Raw genomic sequence first — 12,588 nt, 5'->3', positions numbered from 1 at the left:
TTTTAAAAGGAAACGATATGAAGAAATATATTTTTATGCGTGTATTGCGTTCATTGGTGTCTATCTTCTTGGTGACAACCTTGACCTACACGATTATCTATACGATGGTTCCTCGAAAACTGATTTTCAAGCAGGATACCAACTATAACAAAATTGCAACGACGCCAGATAAACGGGATAATTATGAAAATACCGTTTATGAGCGGATGGGCTATATCGAGTACTACGATACCAAGGAGTTGCAAGAAAAAGCGAGCACAATGGACTCATCTGTAACAGTAGATGCCAATGATACAAATAAGGCAATCTACGAAAAATACATCAACCAACTCGGTAATGGTTGGACACTCGGTGTATTCTCAGAAAGTGGTCAATTCTACGCTACGCGTGAAATTCCAATTTTTGAACGTGTTTTCAAATTCTACTCGAACTTGCTCGACATTGATCATACAAACAAGATTCAAGACCCTGAAAATCCAAACTTGGAACGTTATCTTCGTTTTGAAAATGACCCCGCTATCGGTTGGTCATTGGTTGGTTCAGGTACAAAACATAAATATCTTTTGTATTTCAATAATCAGTTCCCATTTGTACACCAAAACTTTGTGAACATTAACTTGGGTGACTCTTACCCAACTTATGCAAACACACCAGTGCTTCAAGTTATCACACAGGGTCAGGGACAAACCAAGACATCAGAAGTTCAATTCCCTACGGGTAAAAAGACTTCCTCTGTAGATATTTACTCTCGTACCTACAAGTCGCCAAGTCAAGCAGATGCGCGTGAAGTAGCTAACTATGGTAAAGACGATCCATATACAGCTACAGAAAGCAATTATCAATATCCATCAATGATTGCAAGCTCGGCTGTTGCTGGTTTGATCGGTTTGGTTATTTCTTATGCTATCGCAATTCCTCTTGGATCTGCTATGGCTCGCCACAAGAATACTTGGATTGACAGCTTCTCGACAGGTGCTCTAACCTTCTTGCTTGCCCTTCCAACGATTGCCTTGGTTTATATCGTTCGCTTGATTGGATCATCTATTGGTCTGCCTGACTCATTCCCTATCTTGGGGGCTGGAGATTGGCGTTCCTACGTCTTGCCAGCAGTCATTCTAGGTCTATTGGGTGCGCCAAGTACAGCTATCTGGATCCGTCGTTACATGATCGACTTGCAATCTCAGGACTTTGTACGTTTTGCTCGTGCAAAAGGACTGTCTGAAAAAGAAATTTCAAATAAACACATCTTTAAAAATGCCATGGTTCCTTTGGTTTCAGGTATTCCTGGTGCCGTAATCGGGGTTATTGGTGGTGCAACATTGACAGAAACAGTCTTCGCCTTCCCAGGTATGGGTAAAATGTTGATTGACTCTGTTAAGGCATCAAACAACTCAATGGTAGTTGGTCTTGTCTTCATCTTCACATGTATTTCTATCTTCTCACTCTTTGTAGGAGACATCTGGATGACTATGCTTGACCCGCGTATTAAATTGACAGAGAAAGGAGGCAAATAATGTCAACAATCGATAAAGAAAAATTTCAGTTCGTAAAACGTGACGATTTTGCCTCTGAAACAATTGATGCTCCTGCCTATTCATACTGGGGTTCTGTATTTAGACAGTTTCTAAAGAAAAAATCAACAGTCTTTATGCTAGGAATTTTGGTTGCCATTATCTTGATGAGCTTTATTTACCCAATGTTCTCAGATTTTGACTTCAACGATGTAAGTAAGGTCAATGACTTCTCTGCTCGTTTTATCAAGCCCAATGCTGAGCATTGGTTTGGTACAGATAGCAATGGTAAATCCTTGTTTGACGGGGTTTGGTTTGGGGCGCGTAACTCTATCCTCATCTCTGTCATTGCAACTTTTATCAACCTTGTGATTGGGGTTATTGTTGGTGGAATTTGGGGAATTTCAAAATCCGTTGACCGCGTCATGATGGAAGTTTATAACATTATTTCAAACATTCCATCTCTCTTGATTGTCATCGTCTTGACTTACTCGATTGGCGCTGGTTTCTGGAATTTGATTTTTGCCATGAGTGTGACAACTTGGATTGGGATTGCTTATATGATTCGTATCCAAATCATGCGTTACCGTGACTTGGAATACAACCTTGCTTCTCAAACACTTGGAACACCAACCTTTAAAATCATCGTTAAAAACATCATGCCACAATTAGTATCCGTTATTGTTTCTACGATGACCTTGATGTTGCCAAGCTTCATCTCTTATGAAGCCTTCCTTTCCTTCTTTGGATTGGGATTACCTGTAACAGTGCCAAGTTTGGGACGTTTGATCTCAGATTACTCACAAAACGTTACGACCAACGCTTACTTGTTCTGGATTCCGTTGACAACCTTGATCTTGGTATCCCTATCTCTTTTCGTTGTTGGTCAAAACCTAGCGGACGCTAGTGATCCACGTACACATAGATAGGAGTAGACATGACAAAAGAAAATAATGTAATTTTGACTGCTCGTGATATTGTCGTGGAATTTGACGTTCGTGACAAAGTTCTGACGGCTATCCGAGGAGTTTCTCTAGACCTGATTGAAGGAGAAGTTCTTGCCTTGGTAGGTGAGTCTGGTTCTGGTAAATCTGTTTTAACAAAAACCTTTACAGGGATGTTAGAAGACAATGGACGTATTGCCCAAGGAAGCATCGACTATCGTGGACAAGACTTGACCGCCTTGAATTCTAACAAGGAATGGGAGAAGATTCGTGGTGCTAAAATTGCGACCATCTTCCAGGATCCAATGACAAGTTTGGATCCAATCAATACAATCGGTAGCCAAATCACTGAAGTTATCGTTAAACACCAAGGAAAAACAGCTAAGGAAGCCAAAGAGATGGCAATCGACTATATGAACAAAGTCGGAATTCCAGACGCTGAAAAACGTTTTGACGAGTATCCTTTCCAATATTCTGGAGGGATGCGCCAACGTATCGTTATCGCGATTGCCCTTGCATGTCGTCCAGATATCTTGATCTGTGACGAGCCAACAACGGCTCTTGATGTAACCATTCAAGCGCAAATCATTGATTTGCTTAAAACCTTGCAAAATGAGTACCACTTTACCATTATCTTTATCACCCATGACCTTGGTGTGGTAGCAAGTATTGCGGATAAGGTAGCAGTTATGTATGCTGGGGAAATTGTAGAATACGGTACTGTTGAGGAAGTCTTCTACGATCCACGTCATCCATATACTTGGAGTCTCTTGTCCAGTTTGCCACAGCTTGCTGATGATAAAGGAGAATTGTACTCTATCCCAGGAACACCACCGTCTCTTTATACTGAGTTGAAAGGTGATGCCTTTGCCCTTCGTTCAGATTATGCGATGCAAATTGACTTTGAACAGAAAGCACCTCAGTTTTCAGTCACTGATACTCACTGGGCTAAGACTTGGTTGCTTCATGAGAATGCTCCTAAAGTTGAAAAACCTGGGGTCATCGCAGATTTGCATGACAAGATTCGTGATAAAATGGGCTTTGCTCATCTAGAAGACTAGGAGGAAGGAAATGTCTGAAAAATTAGTAGAAATTAAAGATTTAGAAATTTCCTTCGGTGAAGGAAGTAAGAAGTTTGTGGCGGTTAAAAACGCCAACTTCTTTATCAACAAGGGAGAAACTTTCTCTCTTGTTGGTGAGTCTGGTAGTGGGAAAACAACGATTGGTCGTGCCATTATTGGTTTAAATAACACTAGTAAAGGTGAGATTATCTTTGATGGCCAGAAAATCAATGGGAAAAAATCTCATAAGGAATCAGCAGACTTAATCCGTCGTATCCAGATGATTTTCCAGGATCCTGCAGCAAGCTTGAATGAGCGTGCGACTGTTGACTATATCATCTCTGAAGGTCTTTACAACTACCACTTGTTTAAAGATGAAGAAGATCGAAAAGAAAAAGTTCAAAAGATGATCCATGAAGTTGGACTTTTGAAAGAACACTTAACCCGTTATCCACACGAGTTTTCTGGTGGTCAACGTCAGCGTATCGGGATTGCCCGTGCCCTTGTGATGGAACCTGATTTTGTTATTGCAGATGAGCCAATTTCAGCCTTGGACGTATCAGTGCGTGCGCAAGTCTTGAACTTGCTCAAGAAGTTCCAAAAAGAGTTGGGCTTGACCTATCTCTTTATCGCGCATGACTTGTCAGTTGTTCGCTTTATCTCAGATCGTATCGCGGTTATCTATAAGGGAGTCATCGTCGAAGTGGCGGAGACAGAGGAGTTGTTTAACAATCCTGTCCACCCATATACTCAGGCGCTTCTATCTGCTGTACCGATTCCAGATCCAATCTTGGAACGCAAGAAGGTCTTGAAAGTTTACGATCCTGACCAACATGATTATGAGACAGACAAGCCATCTATGGTGGAAATTCGTCCAGGTCACTATGTTTGGGCCAATCAAGCAGAACTTGCTCGTTACAAGGAAGCTCTTAAAAAATAATTAGATTCGGAGAGGACCGAATGGTCTTCTCATTTTTAATAGAAAAATTCCCCTTCTACTAGCTTGTAAAAGGGGAATTGTATTGTAATTAACGTTTAGACCAAGTGCGTTTCATAAAGAGGAGCAAAATGGGGTATATCTCTAAGCGGCCTGCAATCATTGCAAAGGAGAGCAGGATTTTAGAGATGGGACTAAAGATGGCAAAGCTCGATGTTGTACCTAGAATAGGTCCGATATTGTTAAAACAGCTGAAGACAGCACTGGTCACGACTAGAAAATCATTACTATCAAGACTGACGATAAAGATGAGAGAGAGTATAATCATCACGTAGATGGCAAAATATTTGAGAATCTTGTGTTGGGTATCCTTGTCAATCACAGTTTTGTTGACATGTAGAGTCAAGACACGGTGAGGGGATAAGATGGACAAAATCTGATTTTTTGCAATTTTTGAGAGGATGAGTCCTCTGATCACTTTGAGACCACCTGCGGTTGAGCCAGCTGATCCACCGATTCCCATGAGGAAGAGGAGGATAAACTGGGAGAAGAGAGGCCAGTTGGTAATATCTCCGTAACCAAAACCTGTTGTCGTGATGATATTGGAAACCTGGAAGAAGGCCATTTCAACACTCTTAGAGACACCTTGGTAGAGGTGGAGGGTGTTGAGGGTAATCAAGCCTGTAGACACTAGGACAATAATCACATAAGCCCGCAGTTCTTCATCTCCAAAGAAGGCCTTGATCCGACGGAGCATGAGGTAGTAGTAGAGATTGAAGTTAACCCCAAAAACCAAGACTCCGATACTAACTAGATAGGTGATGAGTGAGCTACCGTAGTGGGCAATTCCGTCGTTATAGACGGTGAAGCCCCCAGTTCCCGCTGTTCCCATAGCAATGACAAAACTATCATAGAGAGGCATGCCTGCTAGATAGTAGATGACCACAAAAAGGGAGAAGAGAGCCAGATAAAGCAGATAGAGGATCTGGGCAGTGTTTTTTAGTTTGGATACGACCTTGCCAAAGACAGGTCCAGGAACCTCAGCCTTCATCACCTCTAAGTGACTATTTTTGGCATTGTCCATAATGGCAAGTGCGAAAACAAGCACCCCCATCCCTCCGATCAAGTGGGTAAAACTTCGCCAGAAGAGGAGGGAACGACTGAGAACGGAAACATCGTTCAGAATAGTTGCTCCTGTAGTTGTAAAACCAGAGCTTATTTCAAAGAAGGCATCGATGATGCTGGGGATTTGTCCTGAAAAGACAAAGGGGAGGCCACCAAAGAAAGACCATAGAATCCAACAGAGGGCAACAATTAAGACCCCTTCCTTGGCATAAATCCGTTGATTTTTCGGTTTCCGTAAAACACCTAGACCACCAAGAAGGACTAAAATTCCAATCGTAGAAAAGAGAGCGATGAATACTTGACTGGATTCTTGGTAATAGATCGCTACACTAACAGGGACTAGGAGAAGAACAGCCTCAATCAAGAGAAGTTTTGAGAGGAGGTAACGAATCATACTTTTATTCATTTTTTACCTCTCAATCAAATCATAAATTTTGGTGATGTTCGGCAATAAGGTCGTCACGAGCAACTTGTCTCCTACCTCAAGCATATCCTCTCCAGTAGGGAAGATTGTTTTTCCTTTTCGGATAATGGCTGCGATGAGAACCCCTTTTTTCAATTTCAACTGTGATAGAGGTTTGGCAGTCATTTTATTAGTTTCCTTGATTTGGAATTGGAGAGTTTCAATTTGACCGTTTGCTAGATGGTGCATGGCTTGAAGGTCTGAGTACTGAGCGTTTACTCGACCACGGATAAAGTGCATAATGGTATCCACTGCGATGATTTTGGGTGTGATGATACTTGAAAAATCAGGTGCATGGATAATTTCTAGGAGGCTAGTCCGGTTGACCTTGGTGATATTTTTCTGGACGCCAACACGGTCAAGAAACATAGAGGTGATGATGTTTTCCTCATCAACCCCAGTTAAGGTTGCGACTGCATCATAGCTAGGAGCACTTTCTTCCAGTAAGATGTCCTTAGCTGTTCCATCTCCTTGTACGATATAGAGATTTGGGAATTTTTCACTAAAGAAACGAGCTCTTTCAGGATTGATCTCGATAACCTTGGTATCGATGCGACTGTCTTTTAAAATGCCAAGTAGATAATAAGCAATTTTTCCAGCTCCAACGATAAGCAAGCTTTTCACTGCACGTGATTTGAAATAGTTGTGGAAAAGCATCATATCTACACGATTTCCCGTAACAAAAATCCGATCCTTGTCCTGGATAGTAACATCACCACTTGGAATCATGAGTTGATGGTCTCTTTCCATAGCGCAGACAATGATGTTGCCAAATTTCTTACGAAAGTCTGAGATTGGCATTTGACAGAGCCCGCTAGAATCTTTGATAACAAACTCCATCAGGCTGACACGACCTCCAGCAAAACGCTCAACTGAGAGGGCGTTAGGGAAATCGATGATATTTGAGATGGCACGGGCTGCTAGGAGTTCTGGATTAACGATAAGTGAAAATCCAAGAATATTTTTCTCTTTAAAATAGGCATTAGAGTATTCAGGATTTCGCACTCGAACGATGGTTTCTTTAGCGCCCATTTTTTTGGCAAGTACCGCTGAAATCATATTCACTTCATCGTATTCAGTTAGAGCGATAAAGATATCACACTCTTGGACGCCGGCTTGCTCCAAGATGGCAAAGTCAGCACCATTTCCAAGGAGGCCCATGATATCAAAGCGACTGACAATATGGTTAAGTACAGCTTCATTTTGCTCGATGAGGACAACGTCATGGTTTTCCGCTACTAGTGAACGACAGAGGGCAAAACCGACTTTCCCTCCACCAACAAGGACAATTTTCATATAAAAAACCTACTTTTTCATGATGTAACTATCATACCCTTTTTTAGCAAAAAATGCACTTGCCAAGCCAATTTTTGAAGGAAGAAAGGTCTTTTCCAAGTTTTTGAAGATAAACTTGCTTAACTTCTATGACAATGTCTCTGATTTGAAGTGATTTTACTCTCTTGATAAGGCTATTTTGAAAGTGAATGTCTGAGTATGAAAATATAATAAAAAAAGTAAAAAAATCAAGTCGTTTCTATTGACATTGATTCTGAAAGTGTTATACTAAGAAAGTAGTTTCGCTGATTTACTTCAAACCTGTTGTGAGGTAAGTTAACGATGCCTTAACCACGCTGTTTGCTGAGCTTGACTCCGGGCAGTGTGGCTATTTTTTTGCAATGATAAAAGGAAGCCAATTATGACAAATCACATTGTTTTATTTGAACCTCAGATTCCACAAAATACGGGCAACATCGCGCGTACTTGCGCTGCCACCAATTCTCCCCTCCACATCATCAAGCCAATGGGCTTTCCCATTGATGATCGCAAGATGAAGCGAGCAGGTTTGGATTATTGGGACAAGTTAGAGATTCATTTTTATGATAATTTGGAAGATTTCATGTCTCAGATGAAGGGTAAACTCTATCTGATTTCCAAATTTGCAGAAAAGGTCTATTCTGAGGCGAATTTGGCAAGCGATGAGGATCATTATTTTCTCTTCGGACGTGAAGATAAGGGCTTACCTGAGGACTTTATGAGAGAACATCCTGAGAAAGCACTCCGTATTCCCATGAATGATGAACACGTTCGCAGTCTCAATGTTTCCAATACCGTATGCATGATTGTCTACGAAGCTCTTCGTCAGCAAAATTTCGCAGGTTTGGAACTCGTTCACACCTATGAAGTGGATAAATTGAAATAAACAAAATGCTTGCACTTGCAAGCGTTTTTTGTTAAGATTAAAGGGTCTTCAGGGCTGGGTGCAATTCCCGACCGGCGGTGACTTTAATACTCTTCGAAAATCCAATTCAAACCACGTCAGCTTCGCCTTGCCGTACTCAAGTACAGCCCGCGGCTAGCTTCCTAGTTTGTTCTTTGATTTTCATTGAGTATCATTAGGAAAAAATTTTTCCTTTAAAACTTTGTTGACAAGTTTTGCCTAACTGGAAGTTATGCCTACAGCTTGTCGCCTAGTCTAAAAGAAAAATCTCTATTTCCTTCCCTTAAAGAAGTCCGCGAGCGCAAGCTGATGTGGTGCGATTCCACAACCGACAGTATAGTCTGGATGGGAGAAGACGAAAGAATAGCCTTGTCTGTTCTGATGGGTTTATAGATAAATTGCAACCGCTTGCTCAATAGAGTGAGGGGGAGCTTTTGGAATATAAAAAGTGAGAATAGATAGAGGGATCCTTTCCAACTTCTTCTGATTTTATAGAAAATTGGAGGAACCTGTTATGACAAACACACGTCGACTTTCGACCATTGCGATTTTATCAGCCATTTCATTTGTGCTGATGTACTTTGACTTTCCGCTCTTGCCAGCGGCGACCTTCCTCAAGATCGAGTTTAGTATCTTGCCCGTCCTTCTGGGCTTGGTGGTGATGGATTTGCCTGCTGCTCTAGGGATTCTTTTGCTTCGATCGCTCTTGAAGTTGCTTCTGAATAGCCAGGGAGTGAATACCTACATTGGCTTGCCAATGAATGTCGTAGCTCTGGGAGTTTTTGTTATCGCTTTTGGTTTGATTTGGAAAAAGGAACGTAGCACCCTTCGTTTCCTACTGGCATCTCTAGCGGGAACTATTGGATTGACTTCTGCGATGTTGGTTCTCAACTATGTCTATGCGGTTCCTTTGTACGCGCAGTTTGCCAACTTTGATATTAGAGAAATTATAGGACTTTCTAACTACTTGATGACCATGGTTTTACCTTTTAACCTGATTGAAGGTTTAATCTTTGCCGTTTCATTCTGGTTGTTATACGTCCTCTTGAAACCAACCTTAAAACATTATGAGAGATAAACAAACATTTTTAATGAAGGGCAGTTTTGCCCTTTTACTTTTCGTCCTTCTTGGCTATATGGTTAAGTTTTACCCTGAAACGCTGGTCGACTTTGACCAACCGCTTCAGACAGCTATTCGTGGGGACCTGCCAGATTATTTGACAGTTTTGTTCCGTGCCCTTACGCATTTGATTGATATCCCAGTGATTATCACCTGGGTTGCCATCGCAGCCTTTATCTTTTATCGTAAGCAGTGGAAGATAGAAAGCTACTTCATGGCGGGTAATCTAGCCTTAGCTGGTCTTTTAATCGTGACCTTTAAAAACATCTACCAGCGCCCTCGGCCGGCTATCATACACCTAGTCGAGGAGAAGGGCTTTTCCTTCCCAAGTGGGCATTCTCTGGCTGTAACTTTGATGGTAGGCACTCTGATTGTTATTCTCAGTCAGCGGATTAAAGATCCAGTCTGGAGAAAAATTGTGCAAATTGTCCTTGGCTTCTACCTAGTCAGTGTGCTAGTATCAAGGGTCTATCTGGGGGTTCATTATCCATCTGATGTTCTTGCCAGTTTCTGTGTGGGCTTGGGAGTCTTGTTTATCGAATTTCCCTTCTATGACAAGCTTCGCTTCCAATGGCGATTTAAAGGAATACAGAAGTAAGTATCAAATTTCCTTGAGGAGAAAGAAATGAAAGTCAATATAAAAGATCTCCATCCGACTCAACTATACTTATCAGAAAAGAAACTAGCAGGCATCCAGATACTTTATCAGCCGGAAGAAATGAGCAATGTTGCTCCAATCAGTATTCTTGCGTTCGGAGACTTCTTGTTGATTACAGACGGGCATCACAGGGCTTATCAGGCTTTATTGGCAGGTAGGGATACGATTTCTGCTGAGTGGGATAGAGATGGTGGCGATGAACTGTATTATCTCTATGCGCAAGCTTGTGAGGAAAGAAAGATTTACTCTGTTCTGGATTTAAAAAATCATATCGTATCTCAAGATGAGTATGAAGCAAAATGGTATAACTGGTGTGATGGTTTTAATAAAGCAGCAACTCTTTTATTGAAAAGAAAAGCAGATGAAACAGATCCTACAAATAGGTAATGCATTGTGTTTTGTTCCTTTTTATATTGAAATTAGTCTAATCTAACTTGTTTTTTAACTAAAAATCTGATAAACTATGTAGTAATTGAATAGGAATCCGCAAGACTAGTAACTCAAGGGAAGTATATCAGGGAGGAGAGCCGTGACTGCAAGCTCTCTATATGAAAGCTGGGTGAATTCACTTGCGCATGGATTTAGAAATGAAGGTCTGACTTGTCAGATGAAAACGGATGGTACCGCGTGTCAACGCTCCGAGTGGAGTTTTTGGCATGTGGTTTTCTTTTTATCTACGAGAGACTGATGGAGGAATTATGTCAACTATTGAAGAACAATTAAAAGCGCTTCGCGAAGAAACGCTGGCTAGCTTGAAGCAGATTACTGCTGAAAATGAAAAAGAGATGCAAGACTTGCGTGTCTCTGTCCTTGGTAAAAAAGGTTCCCTTACGGAAATCCTCAAAGGGATGAAGGATGTCTCTGCTGAGATGCGTCCAATCATCGGGAAACACGTTAATGAAGCGCGTGATGTTTTGACAGCGGCCTTTGAAGAAACAGCTAAGCTCTTGGAAGAAAAGAAAGTAGAAGCTCAACTAGCAAGTGAGAGCATCGATGTGACACTTCCAGGTCGCCCAGTTGCGACTGGTCACCGTCACGTTTTGACACAAACCAGTGAAGAAATCGAAGATATTTTCATTGGGATGGGTTACCAAGTCGTGGATGGTTTTGAAGTGGAGCAAGACTACTACAACTTCGAGCGTATGAACCTTCCAAAAGATCACCCAGCTCGCGATATGCAGGATACTTTCTACATCACAGAAGAAATCTTGCTTCGTACTCACACGTCTCCAGTTCAGGCGCGTGCGATGGATGCTCATGATTTTTCAAAAGGTCCTTTGAAAATGATCTCACCAGGACGTGTGTTCCGTCGTGATACGGATGATGCGACCCACAGTCACCAGTTCCACCAAATCGAAGGTTTGGTTGTTGGGAAAAATATCTCTATGGCAGACCTTCAAGGAACACTTCAGTTGATTGTCCAAAAAATGTTTGGTGAAGAGCGTCAAATTCGTTTGCGTCCATCTTATTTCCCATTCACAGAGCCATCTGTCGAGGTGGATGTTTCTTGCTTCAAGTGTGGTGGAGAAGGCTGTAACGTATGTAAGAAAACAGGTTGGATCGAGATTATGGGGGCCGGTATGGTTCACCCACGTGTCCTTGAAATGAGTGGAATCGATGCGACTGTTTATTCTGGATTTGCCTTTGGTCTTGGACAAGAGCGTGTCGCTATGCTCCGTTACGGAATCAATGATATCCGTGGGTTCTACCAAGGCGATGTCCGCTTCTCAGAACAGTTTAAATAATAAATCAAACGCGAGGAAATTTTATGATTTCGGAACAAAACTATAATAAACTTTTAGAGAAGTTTGGTGATATATCTTCATTTGTGATTTATAAAGAATCTAAAAATAATGATAAAGCGACATCTGAAAATATATCCTATGAAGAAGCTATTGAAAACCATCAAAAAGACTACATAAATCCTTCAAATATATTACTTATGGTAAATCCCTCTGCTAAAAGAGAACAATCTCCTGATAGTAATTTTTCTTCATTTCATCATTCAAATATCAATGATCGTCATTTAAGATTTTTAACTATGAAAACAAGTACATTTTGGAGAAATCTATACGGATCATATGTAACTGATCTATTTTCTGATGTTGTTGAATCTGTAATGGATAATGTAATTTCGGCAGTAAAGGATGATAATAAAAAGGACTACCGAAAACAATCGTATAAAAAATTAATCGAACAATTAGAAATATTGTCCCAGGATTCAAAAGAAGATAAATTAAATATATATGTTTGTGGTGCTTTAGCAAAGAGTAAGCGTGAAGATTTTAGTTTTTTTATAGAAGAGTTGCTAGAAGAAGTTTCAGAAAGCTCGTATTTAAATATAGAACTTAATTTTTATGCTGTATATCATCCTGGTTATCAAAATTTAAAAAAATTAATTCAAGGTGGTTGTGAAGAAATAGTTAAGCATTCTATGAAGATTGAATGAATAGATTTTAATTGGGAAGTTATTTTTTGCTATAAAAAATGTAGCTTCATAGCAAGAATTTGCTCATAAATTTATGTTTAAATACTTCTGCCAAGGCGATGT

12 protein-coding genes and 1 riboswitch are annotated in these 12,588 nt (G+C 40.8%); of the genes, 10 read left to right on the top strand and 2 right to left on the bottom strand.

The features are described 5' to 3' along the window. Positions 1-17 precede the first annotated feature (17 nt). Genes I6G42_RS00510 through I6G42_RS00495 form a run of 4 tightly spaced genes read left to right on the top strand, consistent with a single transcriptional unit; the run spans position 18 to position 4,456 of the window. Positions 18-1,514 carry an ABC transporter permease gene (locus I6G42_RS00510; RefSeq protein ID WP_000759921.1) on the top strand — a complete coding sequence of 499 codons (1,497 nt, stop codon included), beginning with the start codon at positions 18-20 and terminating at the stop codon, positions 1,512-1,514. Continuing rightward, positions 1,514-2,440 (top strand): oligopeptide ABC transporter permease OppC, encoded by a 927-nt coding sequence (gene oppC, locus I6G42_RS00505; protein ID WP_000103692.1) that lies wholly within the window; start codon positions 1,514-1,516, stop codon positions 2,438-2,440. Before I6G42_RS00510 ends, oppC begins: the two co-directional genes overlap by 1 nt. 8 nt (positions 2,441-2,448) lie before the next feature. After that, a complete protein-coding gene (locus I6G42_RS00500; protein WP_038804567.1) occupies positions 2,449-3,516 on the top strand; it encodes an ABC transporter ATP-binding protein in 1,068 nt (355 codons plus the stop codon). Between the two features lie 10 nt (positions 3,517-3,526). After that, positions 3,527-4,456: an ATP-binding cassette domain-containing protein gene (locus I6G42_RS00495; RefSeq protein WP_038804566.1), complete on the top strand. Its 930-nt coding sequence runs from the start codon at positions 3,527-3,529 to the stop codon at positions 4,454-4,456. 88 nt (positions 4,457-4,544) lie between these two features. Here the strand turns inward: I6G42_RS00495 and I6G42_RS00490 are convergent, their stop codons facing one another. Together I6G42_RS00490 and trkA are read right to left on the bottom strand one after the other, a co-directional pair. Further along, the gene (locus tag I6G42_RS00490) at positions 4,545-5,984 is read right to left on the bottom strand and encodes a TrkH family potassium uptake protein (RefSeq protein WP_038804565.1); all 1,440 of its coding nucleotides are present in this window, start codon (positions 5,982-5,984) and stop codon (positions 4,545-4,547) included. Positions 5,985-5,987: 3 nt separating this feature from the next. Next, positions 5,988-7,337: a Trk system potassium transporter TrkA gene (gene trkA / locus I6G42_RS00485; protein WP_038804564.1), complete on the bottom strand. Its 1,350-nt coding sequence runs from the start codon at positions 7,335-7,337 to the stop codon at positions 5,988-5,990. Positions 7,338-7,737: 400 nt separating this feature from the next. On the opposite strand from trkA, the gene I6G42_RS00480 reads away from it, so the two are divergent. The 6 genes from I6G42_RS00480 to I6G42_RS00455 all read left to right on the top strand — a co-directional run bounded on the left by I6G42_RS00480 (position 7,738) and on the right by I6G42_RS00455 (position 12,486). Next, a complete protein-coding gene (locus I6G42_RS00480) occupies positions 7,738-8,241 on the top strand; it encodes a tRNA (cytidine(34)-2'-O)-methyltransferase (protein ID WP_038804563.1) in 504 nt (167 codons plus the stop codon). Positions 8,242-8,281: 40 nt separating this feature from the next. After that, a riboswitch (FMN riboswitch) is annotated at positions 8,282-8,620 on the top strand. Between the two features lie 153 nt (positions 8,621-8,773). Next, on the top strand, positions 8,774-9,337 hold the full coding sequence (locus I6G42_RS00475; protein ID WP_038804562.1) for an ECF transporter S component: 564 nt from the start codon (positions 8,774-8,776) through the stop codon (positions 9,335-9,337). Continuing rightward, positions 9,327-9,977: a phosphatase PAP2 family protein gene (locus I6G42_RS00470; protein WP_038804561.1), complete on the top strand. Its 651-nt coding sequence runs from the start codon at positions 9,327-9,329 to the stop codon at positions 9,975-9,977. The genes I6G42_RS00475 and I6G42_RS00470 overlap by 11 nt, the downstream gene beginning before the upstream one ends. Positions 9,978-10,004: 27 nt before the next feature. After that, a complete protein-coding gene (locus I6G42_RS00465) occupies positions 10,005-10,424 on the top strand; it encodes a hypothetical protein (protein WP_038804560.1) in 420 nt (139 codons plus the stop codon). A gap of 311 nt (positions 10,425-10,735) precedes the next feature. Next, positions 10,736-11,782, top strand: a complete 1,047-nt coding sequence (gene pheS / locus I6G42_RS00460) for a phenylalanine--tRNA ligase subunit alpha (RefSeq protein ID WP_008289063.1) — start codon at positions 10,736-10,738, stop codon at positions 11,780-11,782. A 23-nt stretch (positions 11,783-11,805) separates the two neighbouring features. Next, entirely contained in the window at positions 11,806-12,486 is a 681-nt protein-coding gene (locus I6G42_RS00455) for a hypothetical protein (protein WP_038804559.1), read from the top strand. Positions 12,487-12,588 lie beyond the last annotated feature (102 nt).

The sequence above is a fragment of the Streptococcus oralis genome (assembly GCF_016028255.1).
Classification (GTDB): Bacteria; Bacillota; Bacilli; order Lactobacillales; family Streptococcaceae; genus Streptococcus; species Streptococcus oralis_AC.
The sequence above is the reverse complement of the archived record's forward strand: the minus strand, read 5'-3'. Positions and strand labels throughout refer to the sequence as shown.